The 20,098-nt window shown below is 69.8% G+C and carries 24 protein-coding genes; 12 read left to right on the top strand and 12 right to left on the bottom strand.

The features are described from left to right. Positions 1-187: 187 nt before the first annotated feature. From ACQHIV_RS38735 to ACQHIV_RS38720, 4 genes are read left to right on the top strand one after another with little or no spacing between them, the layout of a single operon-like run. Positions 188-649: a hypothetical protein gene (locus tag ACQHIV_RS38735; RefSeq protein WP_427889306.1), complete on the top strand. Its 462-nt coding sequence runs from the start codon at positions 188-190 to the stop codon at positions 647-649. Further along, positions 646-936: a transcriptional regulator gene (locus ACQHIV_RS38730; RefSeq protein WP_427889305.1), complete on the top strand. Its 291-nt coding sequence runs from the start codon at positions 646-648 to the stop codon at positions 934-936. The genes ACQHIV_RS38735 and ACQHIV_RS38730 overlap by 4 nt, the downstream gene beginning before the upstream one ends. 37 nt (positions 937-973) lie before the next feature. After that, positions 974-1,207 carry a hypothetical protein gene (locus tag ACQHIV_RS38725; protein WP_427889304.1) on the top strand — a complete coding sequence of 78 codons (234 nt, stop codon included), beginning with the start codon at positions 974-976 and terminating at the stop codon, positions 1,205-1,207. After that, the gene (locus tag ACQHIV_RS38720) at positions 1,204-1,635 is read left to right on the top strand and encodes a type II toxin-antitoxin system VapC family toxin (RefSeq protein WP_427889303.1); all 432 of its coding nucleotides are present in this window, start codon (positions 1,204-1,206) and stop codon (positions 1,633-1,635) included. Before ACQHIV_RS38725 ends, ACQHIV_RS38720 begins: the two co-directional genes overlap by 4 nt. A gap of 1 nt (position 1,636) precedes the next feature. Here ACQHIV_RS38720 and ACQHIV_RS38715 read toward each other — a convergent pair whose 3' ends face one another. From ACQHIV_RS38715 to ACQHIV_RS38695, 5 genes are all read right to left on the bottom strand, one after another. After that, a complete protein-coding gene (locus ACQHIV_RS38715; protein WP_427889302.1) occupies positions 1,637-2,458 on the bottom strand; it encodes a MazG family protein in 822 nt (273 codons plus the stop codon). 208 nt (positions 2,459-2,666) lie between these two features. Beyond that, positions 2,667-3,302: a hypothetical protein gene (locus ACQHIV_RS38710; protein WP_427889301.1), complete on the bottom strand. Its 636-nt coding sequence runs from the start codon at positions 3,300-3,302 to the stop codon at positions 2,667-2,669. A gap of 27 nt (positions 3,303-3,329) precedes the next feature. Next, on the bottom strand, positions 3,330-6,959 hold the full coding sequence (gene mfd / locus ACQHIV_RS38705; protein WP_427889300.1) for a transcription-repair coupling factor: 3,630 nt from the start codon (positions 6,957-6,959) through the stop codon (positions 3,330-3,332). Between the two features lie 13 nt (positions 6,960-6,972). After that, positions 6,973-7,548: an aminoacyl-tRNA hydrolase gene (gene pth, locus ACQHIV_RS38700; protein WP_427889299.1), complete on the bottom strand. Its 576-nt coding sequence runs from the start codon at positions 7,546-7,548 to the stop codon at positions 6,973-6,975. A gap of 49 nt (positions 7,549-7,597) precedes the next feature. Next, positions 7,598-8,221, bottom strand: a complete 624-nt coding sequence (locus ACQHIV_RS38695; RefSeq protein WP_427889298.1) for a 50S ribosomal protein L25/general stress protein Ctc — start codon at positions 8,219-8,221, stop codon at positions 7,598-7,600. Between the two features lie 287 nt (positions 8,222-8,508). On the opposite strand from ACQHIV_RS38695, the gene ACQHIV_RS38690 reads away from it, so the two are divergent. Beyond that, positions 8,509-9,183: a hypothetical protein gene (locus ACQHIV_RS38690; RefSeq protein ID WP_427889297.1), complete on the top strand. Its 675-nt coding sequence runs from the start codon at positions 8,509-8,511 to the stop codon at positions 9,181-9,183. Beyond that, positions 9,183-9,800 (top strand): hypothetical protein, encoded by a 618-nt coding sequence (locus ACQHIV_RS38685; RefSeq protein WP_427889296.1) that lies wholly within the window; start codon positions 9,183-9,185, stop codon positions 9,798-9,800. The genes ACQHIV_RS38690 and ACQHIV_RS38685 overlap by 1 nt, the downstream gene beginning before the upstream one ends. Here the strand turns inward: ACQHIV_RS38685 and ACQHIV_RS38680 are convergent. Beyond that, positions 9,793-10,554 carry an NAD(P)-binding domain-containing protein gene (locus ACQHIV_RS38680; RefSeq protein WP_427889295.1) on the bottom strand — a complete coding sequence of 254 codons (762 nt, stop codon included), beginning with the start codon at positions 10,552-10,554 and terminating at the stop codon, positions 9,793-9,795. The genes ACQHIV_RS38685 and ACQHIV_RS38680 overlap by 8 nt on opposite strands. 132 nt (positions 10,555-10,686) lie before the next feature. Here ACQHIV_RS38680 and ACQHIV_RS38675 point away from each other — a divergent pair, with 132 nt between their 5' ends. Further along, positions 10,687-11,172, top strand: a complete 486-nt coding sequence (locus ACQHIV_RS38675; RefSeq protein WP_427889294.1) for a hypothetical protein — start codon at positions 10,687-10,689, stop codon at positions 11,170-11,172. Between the two features lie 51 nt (positions 11,173-11,223). Here the strand turns inward: ACQHIV_RS38675 and ACQHIV_RS38670 are convergent, their stop codons facing one another. The 3 genes from ACQHIV_RS38670 to ACQHIV_RS38660 all read right to left on the bottom strand — a co-directional run bounded on the left by ACQHIV_RS38670 (position 11,224) and on the right by ACQHIV_RS38660 (position 14,883). Then, on the bottom strand, positions 11,224-12,204 hold the full coding sequence (locus ACQHIV_RS38670; protein ID WP_427889293.1) for a ribose-phosphate diphosphokinase: 981 nt from the start codon (positions 12,202-12,204) through the stop codon (positions 11,224-11,226). 26 nt (positions 12,205-12,230) lie between these two features. Beyond that, a complete protein-coding gene (glmU, locus tag ACQHIV_RS38665; protein WP_427889292.1) occupies positions 12,231-13,682 on the bottom strand; it encodes a bifunctional UDP-N-acetylglucosamine diphosphorylase/glucosamine-1-phosphate N-acetyltransferase GlmU in 1,452 nt (483 codons plus the stop codon). Between the two features lie 145 nt (positions 13,683-13,827). Further along, a complete protein-coding gene (locus ACQHIV_RS38660) occupies positions 13,828-14,883 on the bottom strand; it encodes a hypothetical protein (RefSeq protein WP_427889291.1) in 1,056 nt (351 codons plus the stop codon). Positions 14,884-14,975: 92 nt separating this feature from the next. On the opposite strand from ACQHIV_RS38660, the gene ACQHIV_RS38655 reads away from it, so the two are divergent. Continuing rightward, the gene (locus ACQHIV_RS38655) at positions 14,976-15,302 is read left to right on the top strand and encodes a VOC family protein (protein WP_427889290.1); all 327 of its coding nucleotides are present in this window, start codon (positions 14,976-14,978) and stop codon (positions 15,300-15,302) included. Here ACQHIV_RS38655 and ACQHIV_RS38650 read toward each other — a convergent pair. Next, positions 15,292-16,185, bottom strand: a complete 894-nt coding sequence (locus ACQHIV_RS38650) for a phosphotransferase family protein (protein WP_427889289.1) — start codon at positions 16,183-16,185, stop codon at positions 15,292-15,294. The two genes, ACQHIV_RS38655 and ACQHIV_RS38650, sit on opposite strands and share 11 nt — an antisense overlap. Positions 16,186-16,226: 41 nt before the next feature. Between ACQHIV_RS38650 and ACQHIV_RS38645 the strand changes: the two genes are divergently transcribed. The 4 genes from ACQHIV_RS38645 (at position 16,227) to ACQHIV_RS38630 (ending at position 19,082) form a co-directional block, all read left to right on the top strand. Next, positions 16,227-17,018 (top strand): alpha/beta fold hydrolase, encoded by a 792-nt coding sequence (locus ACQHIV_RS38645; protein ID WP_427889288.1) that lies wholly within the window; start codon positions 16,227-16,229, stop codon positions 17,016-17,018. Between the two features lie 178 nt (positions 17,019-17,196). Then, complete coding sequence (locus tag ACQHIV_RS38640; protein WP_427889287.1) at positions 17,197-17,553, top strand: hypothetical protein; 357 nt, start codon at positions 17,197-17,199, stop codon at positions 17,551-17,553. Positions 17,554-17,606: 53 nt separating this feature from the next. Next, positions 17,607-18,641 (top strand): threonine ammonia-lyase, encoded by a 1,035-nt coding sequence (locus tag ACQHIV_RS38635; RefSeq protein WP_427889286.1) that lies wholly within the window; start codon positions 17,607-17,609, stop codon positions 18,639-18,641. After that, positions 18,642-19,082: an NUDIX hydrolase gene (locus ACQHIV_RS38630; protein ID WP_427889285.1), complete on the top strand. Its 441-nt coding sequence runs from the start codon at positions 18,642-18,644 to the stop codon at positions 19,080-19,082. It abuts the gene before it with no gap. Here ACQHIV_RS38630 and ACQHIV_RS38625 read toward each other — a convergent pair. Then, on the bottom strand, positions 19,044-19,529 hold the full coding sequence (locus tag ACQHIV_RS38625; protein WP_427889284.1) for a GNAT family N-acetyltransferase: 486 nt from the start codon (positions 19,527-19,529) through the stop codon (positions 19,044-19,046). The genes ACQHIV_RS38630 and ACQHIV_RS38625 overlap by 39 nt on opposite strands. Next, a complete protein-coding gene (locus ACQHIV_RS38620; RefSeq protein WP_427889283.1) occupies positions 19,526-20,062 on the bottom strand; it encodes a GNAT family N-acetyltransferase in 537 nt (178 codons plus the stop codon). The genes ACQHIV_RS38625 and ACQHIV_RS38620 overlap by 4 nt, the downstream gene beginning before the upstream one ends. Positions 20,063-20,098 lie beyond the last annotated feature (36 nt).

Genomic DNA, 20,098 nt, shown 5'->3' with positions numbered 1-20,098 from the left:
TTCGCAGCACCTGCGACAACCAGCGCCACCAGCCCCATGAGCGCGACAAGTCTCCTCATCAACCCCACCATCCCCAGTCGTTGACGACCCTTGCGGCCGAATGCGCAGCCGCAGCCCACGGTAACCCCGCACCGGTCCCGGAACTTTCCACTTGCGGAAGTGGAAAGTGATCGGGTAGCTTTCTGGTATGGAAAGTGATGCGGAGGAGCAGCTGCGGATCATCGAGCGGGCCGAGGCGGCGCCGTACGTGAGTTATCCGAAGACGCCGGGGTGGTACGCGCCGGTGATCGGGCTCTGGGTGGCCGCGTTGATCGGCGTGTTCACGTGGTGGCGGGACAGCGCGGCGCTGTTCTTTCCGGCGCTGGTGGTGCTGATCGGGCTGGAGATCGCGTTCCTGGTGTGGATGCAGCGCCGCCACGGCGCGATGCCGTTCCCCGGGCGGGGCAAGCCGCCGCGCGAGATCGGGCGGATCTGGAAGGGGTACTTCGCCGGCGTCGTCGTGGTTGTCGTGGTCGTCGCCGCGATCTGGTGGGTGGCCGGCGTACCGGCGGCCGCGGTGAGCGCGTTCGTGCTGGTGACGGCCGGGATCTGGTACTACGAACGCCGGTACGCGGTCGCTGCCGCAAAGGTCCGGGAGCGTCTCGGGTGATCGACGGACTCGACCCGATCATCCACGCCCCGAAACGCCTGGCCGCGATGGCGGTCCTGGCGAACGCGACCACCGTCACGTTCCGCTTCCTCAAGGACTACCTGGAGCTCGCGGACTCCGACCTCTCCAAACACATGTCCGCCCTGGAGACCGCCGGCTACATCACCACCACCAAGTCCGGCCACGGCCGCGGCGCCACCACGACGTACCGGATGACAAAGGCCGGCGAACGCGCCTACACCGCCCACCGCGAAGCCCTCCGCGCCCTTCTGGACGGTCCGCAGTAGCTGGATTCCCCAATCCCACCAGGAGTAGGATCGAGGCATGAGCGGGCCTGCCCACACGGACAAGCTGTCCGTGACCATTCCGACCGACCTGGCCGAGGAACTGCGCTCCCGGGCCGGCCGCGGCAACGTGTCCGCGTACGTAACTCAAGCACTGGTCAGGCAACTGGAACACGATCGGCTCGGTGACCTTCTGCACGAGCTGGCGGAAACGCATGGTCCGGTGACGGACGACGAGCTCGCTCGTGGCCGGGCGGAGTGGCCGCAGTCGTGAGCCCTCGAAAGCGCGTACGTACGTCGGCCCAGGGGACCCTTGTCCTCGACAACGAAGGCCTGTCCCGGGCTGCGACGGACCGTTCCATGTACGTGCGGCTGTACGCTGCGCACGCCGATGGCCGACGTGTGCTCACGTCGGCGGCGATCCTGGCCGAGGCCCTGCGCGGTGAGCGCCGGGATGCAGCGGTGTATCGGGTGCTGGCCGGGATCGTTGTCGAACCTGTGAGTCGTGCGGTCGGCGAACGGGCCGGCCAGTTGATCGGGGCGGCGCGCCTCGGCTCCGGGCAGGCCGTCGACGCGATCCTGGTTGCCACGGCACTGGCCGAGGCGGGGCCGGTGGTGATCGCGACGTCCGATCCCGGTGATCTCAAGGCACTCGTCGGCGACGAGACGCGGGTCGCGGTGGTGGCAGCGGACCGGGTGTGACCTAACCGGCCTTCTCGGCGGCGCGGATCTCGTCGGTCAGGCGGCGTACGGCGTTGCGGGTTGCCTGCTCGGTGTCGACGCCGAGGTTGCGTGCCTCGAGGACCAGCTCCAGGGCTCGTCGGCCGATGCGGTCGGTGTCGTTGGCGGGGTCGGCTGCGGGTAGCCCTTCGGGGAGGAGCTTGGCGGCGCGGCCGAGGACCTTGTCGGCGAGGGCGAGGGCTGGGAGGGCCAGGGGGATGCCTTCGAGGACGGAGGTGCGCTGCTTCTCGGCGGCCTTGATGGCTTCCCAGTTGGCTTCGACGGTGGCTGCGTCGGTGGCGTCGACCGCGGCGAAGACGTGGGGGTGGCGGCGGATCAGTTTCTCGACGATGCCGGCGGCCACGTCGTCGATCGTGAAGCCGTCGTCGGGGTCCTCCTCGGCGATGCGGGAGTTCAGGGCGACCTGGAGGAGCAGGTCGCCGAGTTCCTCGCGGAGGTGGGTGCGGTCGCCGGTGTCGAGCGCCTCGAGGGTCTCGTACGTCTCTTCCAGCAGGTACTTCGCGAGACTCTCGTGCGTCTCCTGCTGCGTCCACGGGCACTCGCGGCGGACCCGGTCCATCACCCGCACCAGATCGATCAGCCGAGCCCCGGGTACGTCGTACGACCCGTGCAGGATCTCGACCTCGTACGGCGGACGCGGGTCACGTGCGACCTGCGCGGCGACAACCCTCAGCAGCTCCGGTTCCCCGTCGTCGCCGACCAGCCAGACAACATCACGCCCAGCCTCGGCAGCAGACGCCAACCAACTCCAGTGGTCCGCGACGCCACCCTCCACCTCAGTCACAGCCAACCCAGAACCAACCACCGCCTCCACGTCCCCCCGCACACCCCCTGCGGAGGCGCTGGTGGTCGGGGTGCGGCCGGCGGCGATTTCGTTGGTGGTTTCGAGGGATTGCCAGGCGGCGCGGGTGAGGAGGCCGGGGGCTACGCGCGGGCTGGTTACCAGGAGCGTGATCCGGCCCGCCGGTCGTACGTCGGTCACGGGGGCAGGCTCAGCCCTGGCCCTGGCCTTGGCCTTGGGCCTGTTGGGCGGCGTTCTCGGCGGCCTTGCGCTTGGCGGCGGTCTGGTCGGACTCCTTCGACAGGGATCCGGAGATCGTGTTGTCGAGGGTGCCGTCGCTCCACTTGCCGAACCGCGGGGCGACCGAGACGTCGATGCCCTTCGAGGCCTCGCGGACCGCGAGCACGCCCTGCTGCAGCTTGGCCTGGTTCTGCAGGTCCTTGATGGTGCCGCCGGCCAGCTTGACCGTGATCACCGACGCCGTACCGACCGCGTTCAGGAAGTCGCGCGTGTCCGCGGAGCCCTGGAACTTCTGGTACATCGAGTCGTCCTCACCGACCGAGCTGAGTGCCGCGGCGGCGGTCTCGGCCGGGGTGACCGTGATCGACTTCTGCTGCCCGATCTCGGAGACCAGCGTGTTGCTGACCAGGATGTTCAGGGCCGCGACGGTGCTGAAGTTCTGCCCGAGCGCGGAGCTGACCGCGCGCGAGGTGTTGTCGACGTCGCTGACGCTGATCTCGGTCTTGCCGACCACGGCCGCCGCGCCCGGGTGCGTACCCGCCGCGCAACCGCCGGTCAGCAGCACGATCGCCGCCACCGCACCGAGTGCCCGAAGCCGTGTGCTCACCGAATCTCCTCGTATCTCACTGATGGTCTACGCCGGCACCACAATAGGTTCGGCGATCACGTCGTCGATCAACCGGGTGCACCACTGCAGCAGCTCCTGGTCACGGAGCGGCTGCCCGCCGATCTGCCGGGTGGCAGGCCTCGGTACCAGAATGGTATGCAACTGCGGCTTCACCAGACTCTTCGGGTACAGCCTGTTCAGCCGCAGCACCTTCGAATCGGGCAGTTCGACCGGCCCGAACCTGATCAGGTTCCCCTGCAGCGTGACGTCGTGCAGCCCCGCCCGGCGGGCGTGGTTGCGGAACTTCGCCACCTCGATCAGGTTCAGCACCGCGGCCGGGATGTCGCCGTACCGGTCGTGCAGCTCCTCGACCAGCTCGGCGATGCCGTCCTCGTCACGTACGGCGGCCAGCCGCTGGTACATCTCCAGCCGCAGCCGCTGCGACGGGATGTAGTCGTGCGGCAGGTGCGCGTCGATCGGCAGCTCGATCTTGACCTCGGGCTCCTCGGCCTGGGTGTCGCCGCGGTACTCCGCGACCGCCTCGCCGACGAGCCGGACGTACAGGTCGAACCCGACGTCCGCGATGTGCCCGGACTGCTCGCCACCGAGCAGGTTGCCGGCGCCGCGGATCTCCAGGTCCTTCATCGCGACCGCCATCCCGCCGCCGAGATCGGCGTGCTGCGCGATCGTCGCGAGCCGGTCGTGCGCGGTCTCGGTGAGCGGTTTCTCCGGCGGGAAGAAGAAGTACGCGTACGCCCGCTCGCGACCACGCCCGACCCGGCCGCGGAGCTGGTGCAGCTGCGACAGGCCGAGCAGGTCGGAGCGTTCGACGATCATCGTGTTCGCGTTCGAGATGTCGATGCCGGACTCGACGATCGTCGTACAGACGATGACGTCGGACTGTTTCTCCCAGAACCCCTGGATCACGTTCTCCAGGGTGTGCTCGTTCATCTGGCCGTGCGCGACCGTGACCCGCGCCTCGGGCACCAGCTGGCGGATCCTGGCGGCCGCCTTCTCGATCGTGTTCACCCGGTTGTGGACCACGAAGACCTGGCCCTCGCGGAGCAGTTCGCGCCGGATCGCGGCGGTCACCTGGTGCTCGTCGTACGCGCCGACGAACGTCAGCACCGGGTGCCGTTCCTCCGGCGGGGTGGCGATCGTGGACATCTCGCGGATCCCGGTGATCGACATCTCCAGGGTCCGCGGGATCGGCGTCGCGGACATCGTCAACACGTCGACCGCGGTCCGCAGCCGCTTCAGCTGCTCCTTGTGCTCGACGCCGAACCGCTGCTCCTCGTCGACGATCACCAGCCCGAGGTCCTTGAACTGCACCTCGCCGGACAGCAGCCGGTGGGTACCGATCACGACGTCGATCGACCCGTCCGCCAGACCGTCCATGGCGGCCTTCGACTCCTTGTCGGTCTGGAACCGCGACAGCGGCGCCACGTTCACCGGGAACGCGGCGTACCGCTCCGCGAACGTCGCGTAGTGCTGCTGCACGAGCAGCGTCGTCGGCACGAGTACGGCGACCTGCTTGCCGTCCTGCACCGCCTTGAACGCGGCCCGGACGGCGATCTCGGTCTTGCCGTACCCGACGTCGCCGCAGACGATCCGGTCCATCGGCATGACGCGTTCCATGTCGTGCTTCACGTCGTCGATGGTGGCCAGCTGGTCGGGTGTCTCCACGAACGGGAACGCGTCCTCCAGCTCCCGCTGCCACGGGGTGTCCTTCGCGAACGCGTGGCCCTTGGTCGCCTGGCGGGCGGCGTACAGCTTGATCAGCTCGCCGGCGATCTGGCGGACCGCCTTGCGGGCGCGGCCCTTGCGCTTGGCCCAGTCGCCGCCGCCCATCTTGTCCAGGGTCGGCTGCTCGCCGCCGACGTACCGCGTGACCTGGTCGAGCTGGTCGGTCGGCACGTACAGCCGGTCGCCGGGCTGGCCGCGTTTGCTCGCCGCGAACTCGATCACGACGTACTCGCGGGTGGCCTTCTGGTTCCCGGTGCCGACGGTGCGCTGCATCATCTCGACGTACCGGCCGACGCCGTGCTGCTCGTGCACGACGAAGTCGCCGGGCTGCAGCTCCAGCGGGTCGATCGTCTTCTTCCGGCGCGACGGCATCCGTTGCTGGGAACGCCGTTCGGCCGCCGACCGCTGCCCGGCCAGGTCGTTCTCGGTGAGTACGGCGAACTTGATGCCCTCGGCAATGAACCCGTGCTCGAGCTGCCCCTGCGAGATCAGGACGACGCCCGGCTCCGGGATCTCCTCGATCCCCTCGACCGCCCGGGCCGGCAGCTCCGCCTCGGAGAACACCTCGGCCAGCCGCTGCGCGGGACCGTGTCCTTCGGTGACGCAGACGACCCGCCAGCCGTCCCGCAGCCAGCCGCGGATGTCCTCGGCGGCCGCGCCGGTCTCACCGCGGTACGGGTCGACCTCGCGGGCGGCGAGGATCTTGCTGGTCACCGCGCCGGACTCGGTGTCGATGTCGAACGCGACCCGCTCGCCCATCGAGTCCCGCAGCTCCGGCCCGTCGACCGGCGCCGCCGCGAACGGCGACAGGCTCCACCACGCCAGCCCCCTGCTCAGCGCCTGCGCCCGGACGTCGCCGAGCGACATGTACGCCGCCGCGCCCAGGTCGATCGGGGCCTCGCCGCCACCCGCGGCCGCGGCCCACGACGCCTCCAGGAACTCCTGGCTGGTCGCGACCAGGTCGTGCGCCCGGGCCCGGACCCGCTCGGGGTCGCTGACGACCACGTGCGTACCGGCCGGCATCAGGTCGACCAGCAACTCCATGTGGTCCACCAGCACCGGCGCCAGCGACTCCATCCCCTCGACCGCGTGGCCCTCGGCAAGCTTCTCGAACAGCTCGGCCAGCTCGGGGTGTTCCTTCGCGAGTACGCCGGCCCGCGCGCGGACCTCGTCGGTGAGCAGCAACTCCCGGCAGGGCGGGGCCCACAGGCCGTGCTCGGCGATCTCCAGGGACCGCTGGTCGGCGACCGCGAAGTACCGGATCTCCTCGACGTCGTCGCCGAAGAAGTCGACCCGCAGCGGGTGCTCCTCGGTCGGCGGGAACACGTCGATGATGCCGCCGCGGACCGCGAACTCGCCGCGCCGCTCGACCAGGTCGACCCGGTGGTACGCCGCCCCGGCCAGCCGCGTGACGACGTCCTCGAGCTCGGCCGTGTCGCCGACGTGCAACTGCACCGGCTTCAGGTCCGCGAGGCCCGCGACCTGCGGCTGCAGCACGGACCGCACCGGCGCGACCAGGATCTTGATCGGGCCGGTCGTCTCGTCGGACGGATCCGGGTGCACGAGCCGGCGCAGCACGGCGAGCCGCCGGCCGACCGTGTCCGACCGCGGGCTGAGGCGCTCGTGCGGGAGGGTCTCCCAGGCCGGGTAGTACGCCACCGTGCCGGGCTCCTCGACGAGGCACTGGAGGGACTCGGTGAGCTCCTCGGCCTCGCGGAACGTGGCGGTAACGGCGAGCACCGGGCGGTCGGCGCCGTTGCGGGCCGCGGCGAGGGCGGCCAGCAGAACCGGGCGCACCGGGCCGGGCGCGCTCAGGTCGAGGGTCGTGGCGCCCTCGGCGCGGGCGTCCCGGACGGCCTCGGACACCACCGGATCGGTGATCAGGGTGTCGACCAGACCGTGCAGCTTCACGAGTTGTCCCGCCTCAAGAGTTGTACCGCCCTTGGGTTGTCTCCAGGCCGTCGGTGAGCAGGGATTCGACGGCGTCCGCGGTCCGGTCGACGGCGAACGGGAGGTCCTTGCGTTCGGCCGCGGAGAACTCGTTGAGGACGAAGTCGGCGGGCGCCTGCCGGCCCGGCGGACGACCCACCCCGAACCGGACTCGATAGTACTCACCGGTGCCAAGCGATTTGCGCACCGATTTCAGCCCGTTGTGGCCGTTGTCGCCGCCGCCGAACTTGCAGCGCAGGACGCCGAAGTCGATGTCCAGCTCGTCGTGGACGACGACCAGGTTCGCCGGGTCGAGCTTGAAGAACTTCAGCAGCCCGGACACCGGGCCGCCGGACTCGTTCATGTACGAACGGGGCTTGGCCAGCACCGTCCGCAGGCCGCTGATCCGGGTTTCGATCACCTCGGCCTTGACCTGCTTGCTCTGCTTCCACTTCGCACCGGTGCGGGCGGCCAGCTCGTCGGCGACCAGGTGCCCGATGTTGTGCCGGGTGCGGGCATACGAAGGGCCGGGATTCCCCAGTCCGACGACCAACCACACGTCGTCCGCCACGGATCCCGGCCCTCCAGAAAGTTCGGCTGTACTGCTACCGAGCTGCAGACTACTCGGCGGCGGCGGCCACCGGCTCCTCGGCCGCGGCACCCTCGGCGGCGTCGCCCTCGGTCTCGCCCTCGAGCTGCTCGGCGGTCGGCTGCGCGGTGACGTTCACGATCAGGGTGTCCGGCTCGATCGCCAGCGTGGCGCCGGTCGGCAGGGTCAGGTCGGACGCGTGGATCTGCGCGCCGATCTCCAGGCCCTCGATGGAGACCACGATGTGGGTCGGGATGTGGGTGGCCTCGGCCTCGACCAGGATCGACGCGTGCTCGGTGACGACCAGCGCGTCCGAGACGGCCTCGCCCTCGAGGTGCACGGCGACCTCGACCTGGACCTTCTCGCCGCGCTTGACGATGACCAGGTCGACGTGCTCGATGAAGCCCTTGATCGGGTCGCGCTGAACCTGCTTCGGCAGCGCCAGGTGCGACTCGCCGCCCTCGACCTCGATCAGCAGCAGGGCGTTGGCGGTCTTCAGGGCCAGCATGGTGTCGTGACCGGGCAGCGTGATGTGCACCGGGTCACTGCCGTGGCCGTAGAGGACGGCGGGAACCTTGTTGTCCCGGCGGATTCGGCGGGCAGCACCCTTGCCGAACTCCGTACGCGATTCGGCTTGGATCTTGACCTCGGCCACGACTGAACTCCTCAAAAGCGTTGCGGTGATCTGTTGTCTGGATAACTCGGCTGCGGCCTCAGCGGGCGCCTGCTGACCCCGGAGAAGGCGTCAGGCAACGAACCACCGCGTCGATCACGGAGCCGCGCCCAACAGTTCTCGGGGGGCGTCCCTCGCCGAGGCAACCAAAACAGTCTACCCACGAGCGCGGCCAGACGGGAAATCCGTCCGACCACGGCACTTTGCTCCGTGTTCAGCTCCCGTCCGCGTGACCGGTTTCCGGACCGCGACTTCGGTACCTTGCCGGGGTGATCGCGCCGTTCGCCGTCCTGATGCTGCTGCTCCCGCTGGTACTGGTCGCGGGGGTGATCTGGCTCGTCGTGTGGACGAACCGCCGGCGGCGGGCGTTCCAGCTGCAGCGTGCCGGCCAGGTCGCGGCGGCCGGCTGGTATCCGGTGCCGCCGAACCAGTGGCTGTCGCAGCTGGCGGAGGGCCTGTTCCCGCAGGGCTCGCCCGGCGATCCCGGCGAGACGTACGCCGGGGAGTTCAACGGTCGCGGTCTGTGCGTACTCGACTACAACTACGTGGTCAGCAACGGAAAGACCCAGTCGACGCACACCGCGAACCTGGTCGCGCTGACCCTCCCGGTCGCGCTGCCGCCGGTCACCGTGATGCGCGAGACCGGCCTGCGCCGGATGTTCCGCGGCCACCATCTCCAACTGGAGAACCAGCAGTTCAACGAACGCTTCCGGGTGGAGGTCACCGACGACCGGTACGGGTCCGCGGTCATGCACCCACGGATGATGGAATGCGTCCTCGCGAACCCGGGCCTGGAGTGGCAGCTAGCCGGCAACGCCTTCATCTCCTGGAGCGACGGGGGCTTCAGCGTCCCCGATGTCTTCGCCCGTCTCCAGGCTATGACCCAACTGATCGACCTGATCCCCCCGTTCGTCCTCCGCGACTACGGCGGCCCGGTCTCCTGATGATCACGACACTCGTCGTCCTCGGCCTCCTCGCGATCGGGCTGATGCTGCTGTACGTGCGGTCCGTACGGCGCCGCCGTACCTTCTTCGACCGCCGGGTCCGTGCGGCCGCCGAGCTCGGCTGGTACCCCGCGCCCACGGATCCGTGGCTGGCCGGGGTCGCCGCGCGGTTGTACTCCCCGCAGGGCACCGCCGAGCGGATGGTCGCCGGGGCCGGGGTGCGGGCGCTCGACTTCACCTATTCGGCGAGCAGTACGTCGACGGCCGCGAGATGCCACGTGATCGCGTACGACCTGCCGTACGAGCTGCCGCCGCTGTCCGTGGGGCCGAGGAACCCGCTGGTGGCGAGCCAGGAGTTCGAGAGCGCGCGGTTCAACCAGCTGTTCACGGTCGAGTCGGGCGATCGGCGGTACGCGAGCGCCGTGCTGAACCCGCGGATGATGGCGATGCTGGTGGACGACTACGAACACCTGCCCTGGCGGATCGAGGGGCGGACGCTCGTCACGTGGGGTCTCGGGTACTGGACCACGCCGATGGTGTCCGAGGCGACGCACCTGTTCGGGCGGATCGTCGAGCTGATCCCGCCGTTCGTGGTCGACGACTACGGGATCAGGTGAGGCCGGTCCAGACCTGGCGCAGTGCGCGGGCGGCGTCGCCGTCGAGGCCTGCGTTGTCGAGGGTTTCGGCGAGTTCGTCGAACTCGGGGCCCCAGCGCCAGGCGACGGCGCGGAGCTGGTCGGGGAGGTTCGGGTCCTTCAGGGAGCCGCCGTCGGCGCGGGTCTGCTGGGCGACGAGAGCGTCGGTCACGCCGTGCTTCTCGGCCAGCTGGAACGCCAGCACGGCAAGCGCCGCCTTGCCTTTGTTGTAGAGCGCGTACGACGACTTCGCCGCGCTGGCCGCACCCGGTTCCGCGCCGACCACCATCGGGGTCACGGCGGTACCGGTCCACAACGCCGCGACCTGGTCGGCCGCCGTACCGGACAGCATCAGGTTGGTCGGGCTGGGTCCACCGGCCGGCGGCGGTCCGACCACGCCGGCGTCGACGAACGTCGCCCCGGGTACGGCGTCCCGCGCCGCGCGGAGCGACCGCGGCGACAGCGGGTTCGCCTCGACGTACAGGCCGGCGAATCCCGCGCGGCCGACCTGCTCGGCGATGTCGACGGCACCTTGCGGAGCACACGAACACAGCACGACGTCGGCCTGCCCGACCGCCTCGGCGAACGGCGTACCGATCAGCCCCGCCTCGTCGGCCCGCGCCTTCGAGGCCGCACTCCGCCCGTCCGGAACCCAGTGCACCTCGTGGCCGCCCGCAACCAGTTGAGCGGCGAGTTGGGAACCCATCGCGCCGGGGTGGAACACAGCGATCCGCATGCGGGCGTCCGATCGTCGATCCGTTCTGTCACCGCCAAATCTATGTCAGTGATCGTCCACGCCGAACCGTTGCCAACGCGCCGGATCCGCGCGCAGCGTTGAAGAAACAGCGGCTCTCAGGGGGAGGGTTTGATGAGTGAGAACGCAATCGGGCGCCGTCAGGCGCTGAGGGGTGCGGGGATCGCGGCAGGCGGGGTGGCGGTCGCAGGCCTGGCCACCGCGACGCCGGCGCTGGCGGACAGCGGGAACAGCAACGGCTTGCTGGGTAGCTGGATGTGCGTGCGCCAGGACACCGGATCGCCCGACAAGATCCGGCTGGTGCTGAGTTTCAGCGGAGGCGGCGTCGTGCTGTCCCACGACATCAGCCCGGCCGGCCCGCCGTTCACCGGCACGTGGTCGTCCGAGGGAAAATCGTTCCGGCTGACGATGTGGACCGGGCAGGCGGGTGACCAGGGCCCGGACTCGGTCGGGCCGACGATCCGGGTGCGGGCGTGGGGTTCGGTGTCGCACGGGACGCTGACGGCGAAGTACCAGGTCACCGTCTACGCGCCGATGAGTGACACCCAGGTCGTGGACTCCGGAACCGGGACGGTCACCGGCCGCCGCATCACCGCGTGACCTCGGCGTGTCCGGCGCCGTACCTGCCTGGTACGGCGCCGGGTGCGCGGCTCAGGCGCGACCGTCGAAGAGGCTGGTGACCGAGCCGTCCTCGAAGACCTCGCGGATCGCGCGGCTGATCAGCGGGGCGATCGACAGCTCGGTGAGCTTGTCGAAGCGGCGTTCCTCGGCGATCGGCAGGGTGTTCGTGACGATCACCTCGCTGGCCTGGCAGTTCTTCAGCCGGTCGACCGCGGGGCCGGACAGGATCGCGTGCGTGGCCGCGATCACCACGCCGGCGGCGCCCTCGGCGTACAGCGCGTCGGCGGCCTTGGTGATCGTGCCCGCGGTGTCGATCATGTCGTCGACCAGGATGCAGACCCGGCCCTTGACCTCGCCGACGACCCGGTTCGCGACGGTCTCGTTCGGGCGGTCGATGTCGCGGGTCTTGTGGATGAACGCCAGCGGGGCGTTGTTCAGCCGCGCGGACCACTGCTCGGCGACCTTGATCCGGCCGGCGTCCGGCGACACGACCGCGAGCTGCTGGTCGCCGTACTTCTCCGCGACGTAGGAGCTCAGGATCGGCAGCGCCATCAGGTGGTCGACCGGGCCGTCGAAGAAGCCCTGGATCTGCGAGGTGTGCAGGTCCACGCAGATCAGCCGGTTCGCGCCCGCGGTCTTGAACAGGTCGGCCATCAGCCGGGCCGAGATCGGCTCCCGGCCGCGGTGCTTCTTGTCCTGCCGGGCGTACCCGTAGAACGGCAGCACGACCGTGATCCGCTTGGCCGACGCCCGCTTCAGCGCGTCGACCATGATCAGCTGCTCCATGATCCACTCGTTGATCGGCGAGGTGTGGCTCTGGATCACGAACGCGTCGCTGCCCCGGACCGACTCCTCGAACCGGACGTAGATCTCACCGTTGGCGAAGTCGTACGCCTGGGTCGGGACCAGGCCGCTGCCGAGCTCCTCGGCGACCTGCTCGGCGAGCGCGGGATGCGCCCGGCCGGAGAAGACCATCAGGTTCTTCTCGGTGGTTCGTTTCATCCCGCTCATCGCCGCGCCTCCCGTTGTTCTGCTGTTCAGGACTGCTCGTCGCCGGACTGTTCGGCCAGCGCCGCCTCGGCAGCCGCCGCGGTCTTGGTCCCGGCCCGCTTCCGCGCGACCCAGCCCTGGATGTTGCGCTGCCGCCCGCGGGCGACCGCGATCTCCCCCGGGCCGACGTCCTCGGTGAGCGCCGTACCGGCCGCCAGGTACGCGCCGTCCGCGATCGTCCGCGGCGCGACCAGGACCGAGTTGCTGCCGATGAACGAGTACTTGCCGACGTGCGTGGGGTGCTTCGCGACCCCGTCGTAGTTCGCGAAGATCGTGCCGGCGCCGATGTTCGCGCCCTCGCCGATGGTCGCGTCCCCGGCGTACGTCAGGTGCGGGACCTTGGCGCCGTCGCCGATGGTGGAGTTCTTGGTCTCCACGAACGTGCCGATCTTGCCCTTCACGCCGAGCTTCGTGCCCGGCCGCAGGTACGCGAACGGGCCGACGGACGCGCCGTCGCCGATCACCGCGAGTGACCCGTGGGTCCGGATGATCGTGGCGTTCTCGCCGATCTCGACGTCGGTGAGCGTGGTGTCCGGGCCGATCGTCGTACCGCTGCCGACCACGGTCGCGCCGTGCAGCTGGGTGTTCGGCAGCAGCGTGACGTCGCGGGCCAGGTCGACGGTCTGGTCGACCCAGGTGGTGTTCGGATCGACGATCGTGACGCCTTCGCGCATGTGCTTCAGGAGCGTACGGCGGTTCAGCTCGGCGCGGAGCGTGGCGAGCTGGACGCGGTCGTTCACGCCCTCGGTCTGCATCGCGTCGTCGGTGACGTGCGAGCCGACCCGCTTGCCGTCGTTCCGGGCGATGCCGAGAACGTCGGTCAGGTACAGCTCGCCCTGCGCGTTGTCCGTGGTCAACCGGCTCAGACCGTCACGCAGTGTAGCCGCGTCGAAGACGTAGATGCCGGCGTTGATCTCGTCGATCGCCCGCTGCTCCGGGGTCGCGTCCTTGTGCTCGACGATCGCGGCGACGGTACCGTCCGCGGCGAGCACGATCCGCCCGTACCCGGTCGGGTCCGGGACGCGCGCGGTCAGCACGGTGACGGCGTTCCCGTCCTTGTCGTGCGCCGCGACCAGCTCGTGCAGCGTCTCCGCCTCCAGCAGCGGGACGTCACCCGACGTGACGATCACGGAGCCGTCGAAGCTCTCCGGTACGGCGGTCAGACCGGCCCGTACGGCGTCGCCCGTCCCCAGCTGCTGCTCCTGGACGGCGGTCCGCGCCTCCGGGTCGACGCTCTTCAGGTGTTCCTCGACGAGTTCGCGGCCGTTGCCGACCACGACGACGAGGTGTTCGGGGGTGAGCGCCCGGGCGGTCAGCACGGCATGACCGACGAGACTGCGCCCGCCGATCTCGTGCAACACCTTCGGGGTCGCCGATTTCATCCGGGTTCCGAGCCCGGCGGCCATGATGACGACCGCCGCGGGGCGATGGGAAGTCACGCGGTCTTCTCCTCGAGTTCCCTGCGAGTTCTTTCAACCAGTATCAGCACGGGCACCCGAAACAGCGCCCGCGCAAGCCTACTTGCTCTCCAGAACTGCCTTCCCCCGCCCCGGACGAGAGCGATCTCACGCCCCGAACACTCAGCTACCGGGTGTAGGCGGCCAAGGCGGCGAACGGCGCGGTCGTGGCGGTGGCCGTCATCCCCACCGCCCAGGTGCGGTCCTTCGCGACGGTGACGGCCGTCAGGGTCCCGGTGGCGGCCTTCGGGGCGGGCGCCGGGACGAACTTCGGGCCGCTCAGCTGCAGGACGTACGGCTTCGCGGTCTGGTTCGGGCCCTCGAAGCGCTCACCGACCGCGACCGGGCCGTTGTTGCGGAGCGCCACGCCGTACAGCTGGGCCATGCCGGTCGGCGCGGCGACCTGGGTCCACTTCGTGCCGTTGTAGTGCATCGCCAGCGGCTTGATGCCGGACTGGTACCGGACGCCGACGAGCCAGATGTTCTTCGGGCCGGCGGCGGCGATGCCGGTCGGGATCTGGGAGCCGTCGGTCGGCAGGTCCTTCACCAGCGTCCAGCGCTTGCCGTCGAAGTGCGCGAGCCCGGCGTTCAGGCCGAGCCAGGCGTTCTTCGCGGGCAGGACGGACAGCACGTTGCCGTTGATGGACGTGTCGAGCCCGGTGTTGAGCGCCTGCCACTTGCCTGCGGCGTACCGGTAGACGACGGCCCGTTCCTTCCCGCCGACGTTCGCCCAGCCGGTCACCCACGCCGACGCGTCCGGGGCGAGTACGACGTCGTCGAACGAGCCGGTCGGTACGGCGGGCGGCTTCACGACCTGCCAGTTCGTACCGTTCCAGTGCATCGCGAGCGGCTTCGGCTGGTCCGGGTTCGCCCGGTCCTCGCCGACCGTCCAGACGTTCTTCGCCGTACCGACCGCGACGCTTTCCAGGACGGCGTTCGTCTTCACCGGCTGCGCGGTCGGCTTCCAGGTCTTGCCGTCCCAGCGCATCGCCAGCGGGCGCTGGTCCTGGAAGTCCTGCACCTGGTCGCCGCCGACGGCCCAGGTCCCGCCGGTGCCGGTGGCCACGTCGTTGAAGGTCGCGGGCTGCCGATGTGTCGGTGTCGTTGCCCACTGCAACGGTCCGGCGGCCGCGGGTGCGGCCGTGAGCGCGAGCAGGGTTGTTGTCGCCACGAGCAGTTTCACTGAGATCCCCTCCGAGTCAGCGGTGCGTACACCCCTCCCGACGCCTTGACGCCCGAGCCGCGTTACACCCGGATCTCTGCCAGCCTGGGACCATGGCACTCACCATCGGAGCGATCGTCCTGAACGTCCCTTCCACCGGCCCGGCGGCCGAGTTCTGGCGCGAGGCCCTCGGCTTCACCGGGCAGGCCGGCAACCCCGACTTCCTGCTCCCGCCCGCGACCGCGCGGCCGACCCGGCTCCATCTCGACGAGACCGACCGTACGCACCTGGATCTGTGGGTCGACGGGACGACGCAGGACGCCGAGGTGGAGCGGCTGATCGGGCTCGGGGCCGAGCGTGTCGAGTGGACCTACCCGCCGGACGCCGACTTCGTCGTACTGAAGGCGCCTGACGGGACGGTGTTCTGCGTCATCTCGTGAGCAGCGCGGTGATCTCGGGGCTGTTGAAGAGCTTCGCGGTCAGCGGGAGGTGGCTGTCGCGGTCGTACGGGTCGTCGTCGTGGGCGTTCGCGATGATGAGCAAGTAGGCGCAGCGGTAGACGAGGAGCTGGGTGGCGTCGTACCCGAGGCGGTGGACCAACTCCGCGTCGTACGCCGCCTCGATCTCGCGGACCCGCGGGGACCACAGGTCGATGACGCTCGCCGCCGCGGCCGCCTCGAACGCGGGGTCGCCAGGCATCGTCAACAGCCCGAAGTCGAGGAGCGTGACGGGGCGGAGGTCCTCGTCGACCAGGATGTTGCCGGCGGTGACGTCGCCGTGGACGAGTCTTGTCTCGGGTTCGTCCGGCAGTTTGTACAGGAGGGCGTCGAACTTCGCCTCGAAATCGTCGATCGCGTCCGCGAGCTGATCCCCGAACCGCGCGACCCGCCTGCTCAGGAGGCCCGCCAACGCGTCCCGCCACGACATCCCGTCGGGCCGGAACGGCTCAGTCTCGTCCAGCACCGCCGTACGCCTCAGCACGTCGGGCGCTTTGACCTGTGCCAGGGCCTCCACCACCTCTAGGACGCAGTCCCGGGTCTGCTCCTCGCTGCCGAGTGTGTACAGCGGTGCGCCGGGCAGCTCCTCCTCCACCGTCACCCAGTTAGGGCCTCGCCGGTGGAGCTCGAGCATGCGCGGGGTGCGGTACGGCAGCTGCCCGTCGATCGCGTCGTACAACTCCTTGAGCGTCCGAAGCTTCTGCTCCTGGGCGTGAAACCAGACCTTCGCCACCTTCCCGCTCCCGAGCCGATAGACGGCGCCCTGCATCCCGATCGCGAGCTCTTCGGGTGCCCCGAGCCCTTGCAACTGTTCGACGTACGACATGCAGGCGACCTTATGTCGGTGGGGGCTGGGAGGGTTGGTGGATGGGCGAATTGGTGGATCTCGGGGATGTGACGTTGTACGTGCGGGAGCTCGGCCGCCGGAGCGATCGGCCTTCGGTGGTGGCGCTGCACGGTGGGCCGGATGTCGGGCACGGGTATCTGGTGCCCGGGTTCGAGCCGTTGGCGCGGGACCACCATGTGGTGATGTTCGACTTCCGCGGGTGCGGCCGGAGCAGTCGGGGGTTGCCGGTGGAGGAGTTGCAGCCGGAGTACGTCGTCCGCGACACGTCCCGGCTGATCGAGCGGCTCGGGCTCGGCGTGGTGGACCTGGTCGGGTTCTCGACGGGCGGACGGGCCGCGATGCAGTTCGTCGACGTACATCCGGAGCAGGTACGGCGGCTCGTGCTGGCGTCGACTTCGGCGTACGCGCTGAAAGACGCGTCGCCGTACTTGGCGGACTGGCCCGAGTACCAGCGCCGCCAACGCGTCGAGGACGAGGCAAACGGGGCACTCCGCAACTCCACGGTCTTCGTCTGGGACCTCGACCGGGCCCCGGAGTTCCTGCGACTACTCGGCCCCGACCAAGGCGACTGGTCCGAGGAACACACCAAGGAATGGACCACCCGCGACCCGGAACAGATCCTCCGCGACTTCGCCCACCCGATCCTCATCCTCCACGGCGAAAAAGACATGGGCTTCCCCGTCCAACTCGCCCACCGCCTCCACCAGGCAGTCCCCACCCAACTCCAGCTGATCCCCAACACCGCCCACATGTGCCACTTCGAACAACCCCAAACCTGGTCCAACCACATCCGCACCTTCCTCGGCGACTAAAAGCTCACCGCATCCGACCTCGTGCGAGGTGGGCGCTCGACCTGTTCGCGGATCGGGTACGTCGCGAGCACACCGACGTCGACGTACTCGTCCTGGTCCGCGACCTCGACCTGGTCGCCGCCACCTTCACCGATCCGCGCCCCGCCGTCGAGAACCCGAACAGCGGAGCCCAGCGACCGTGGGTTCCGGGCGAGACGCTCACCCCCGGTCCCGACGTACTCGCGTTCCCCGACGACCTGTTCCCGTCGCCGTCCGCATCATCCTCGCGGCCTCCGCCGGCGACGACTGGGTCTACCACCGCGGCCGCGGCACCATCCGCAAACCGCTCGACGACATCACCCTCACCCGGGACGGCGTCCCGTACCTGGCGCCGGAGATCGCCCTCCTGTTCAAGTCCCGCTCCGACCGCGCCAAGGACACCACCGACTTCCACGACGTCGCCGCCCTCCTCGACCGATCACGCCGTACCTGGCTCCACGACCACATCGTCCCGCGCTACCCGGAGCATGCGTGGCTGCCTGAGCTGACGCGGTAGGAAACCCGCGGTGGCGCCCGGAGTTCGCGGACGCCACCGCCTAGGCTGCGGGCATGCGGACGCGGCTCGACATCAGGCGGATCCGGGCGGCGCGGCGGGTGATCGATCCGGTGTTTCTGGACAGTCCGTTGTATCGGTGTGAGGCGCTGGAGCCGCTCCTCGGATGCTGGCTGAGCATCAAACTCGAGACCGCGAACCCGGTGCGCAGCTTCAAAGGCCGCGGCACCGAGGTGGTTGCGGATCAGCTGGCGCGCAGCGATTCCCGCGCGGTGGTGTGTGCCAGCGCGGGCAACCTCGGGCAGGCGCTCGCGTGGTCCGGCCGGCGCCGCGACCTCGACGTCACCGTCGTCGCGTCCCGCTTCGCCACCCCCGCGAAACTCGACCGGATCCGCGCCCTCGGCGCCACCCTCGAACTCGTCGACGGCGACCACGAACTCGCCCGCGAACGCGCCGCCGCGATCGCGCGGTACGACGGCATCCGCCTCCTCGAGGACAGCCTCGACCTGGAAACCTGCGAAGGCGCCGCCACCATCGCCCTCGAACTGGCTGCCTCTTTCACGCAGTACGACGACGTGCCGTACGACGACCTGCCGCCGCGATCGGTCGCGCCGTACGACAGCTCCACCGGGCGGGCGGCGGCCGACCGGCCCGTCGTACTGGTTGCGCTCGGCGGTGGTGCGATGGCAACCGGGATCGGGTACGTGCTGAAGACGCTCACGCCGTACGTCGAACTCGTCTGCGTGCAGCCGCACGGCGCCCCGGCGCTGACCCGTTCCTGGCACGCGCGCCGCGTCATCTCCACCGACACCGCCGTCACGATCGCCGACGGCGTCGCCGGCCGGCACCCGATCCCCGAAGTACTCGACGACCTCCTGCAGGTCGCGGACGACGCCGTACTCGTGCAGGAGTCCTCCATCGTCACCGCGATCCGCCTGCTCCACGACCACGCCGGCCTGATCGTCGAACCGTCCGCCGCGCTCGGCGTCGCCGCGATCTTCGAGGACCCGGCCCGCTTCGCCGGCCGCCCGGTGACGACGATCATCTGCGGCAGCAACGTCGACCGGACCAAGTACCGGGAGTGGATCTGAATGGTGCGCCAGGCAGTCAAACTCCTCCTCCTCGACCCCGACGACCGGCTCCTCCTGATCCACTCGCGCAACGCCGACGGCAGCTACTGGTACCCGGTCGGCGGTGGCGTCGAGCCCGGCGAATCCCTCCAGCAGGCGGCCGCCCGTGAGGCCTACGAGGAGACGGGCCTCCGCGATCTGGCGGTCGGCACGCAGGTCTGGTGTCGCGATCACACGTACGAGTACGAGGACCAGCGGTACGACGTACACGAAGAGTGGCTGCTGCACCGCGTCGACCACTTCGACCCGACACCTGCCGAGCTGAGCCCGTACGAGGCCCGCACGATCCTCGGCTTCCGCTGGTGGTCCACCGCCGACCTCGAAACCACCCGCGACACCGTCTACCCACCGAACCTCAGCCGCCTACTCACCACCCTGCTGACCGACGGCCGCCGTCCATAACCGCACCTCGTCGTACACGAGCCCGCCCCGATCACGCAGCCCGTCCGGCAACCGCCCCCACTCCTCGAACCCGAGCCCGCGATACGCCCGCTCCGCCTCGGTCCCACCCCGGCAACTGACCTCCAGCACGGAGCAACCCCACCGAGCAACCACGTCCCCCGCAGCCCCGACGATCCGCCGCGCCAGCCCGGTCCCCCGCGCAGCCGGCACGATCACGAACCCGCCGAGCTCCGCCCGATGGCGCCGCATGCGGTGCTCCAACCGCCGTACGGTCGTCATCCCCGCCACGCCCTGTTCGTCGGCAGCGACCAGGAAGCAGAACTCCTCCCCCGTCTCCTGCTCCACGGCCGATCGCACCAGCTCCGTCGTCTCGTCGATCGTCAATCCACACAGGCGATTCGCGTGCAGGCTCGCGATGTCCGCCGTACGGACTCGGCGGATGATCATGCGCCGGGAGTGCGGAGGCCGACCGCGTCGTGCCGCCAGAACTGCTCCGCGTAGACCAGCGTTCCGGTCATCCACGGCTCGTACGCCGGCAGCCTGAAGGCCTGAAACGCGCCGTCCGGGATCCGCAGCGACGGCTTCCGGAACCCGAGCTCGGCACCAGGCACGAAACCAAAGCGCGAGTAGTAGTCCGGGTCGCCCTCCAGGAACACAACCGGTACGGATCGCTGCGCCAGAGTCTCCAGCCCCTGCCGCACCAGCGCCGAACCGACGCCGTCCCGCTGGAAGTCGGGCAGCACGCCGAGCGGACTCAGGACCTGTACGTCGACCAGCCGCCGCGGCGCATCGAGCAGACTCCGGGTGAACATGACATGCCCGACGACCTGCCCGTCCTGCACCGCCACCAGCGACAGCCCGGCGATGTCCCGCAAGCTGTCGACAAGCTCGGCCACGACAACCCCGTGATCACCGAACGCCCGCACCTGAACGTCCCGCACAGCCTGCCGATCCCCGGCCCGCTCTTCCCGAAGCTCCATGCCCGGGAGAATAGAGACGGATCCGACACCTCGCAC

Source organism: Kribbella polygonati, assembly GCF_050320105.1.
Lineage (GTDB): Bacteria > Actinomycetota > Actinomycetes > Propionibacteriales > Kribbellaceae > Kribbella.
Note: the sequence above shows the minus strand (reverse complement) of the source record. Positions and strands in the feature narration are given on the sequence as shown.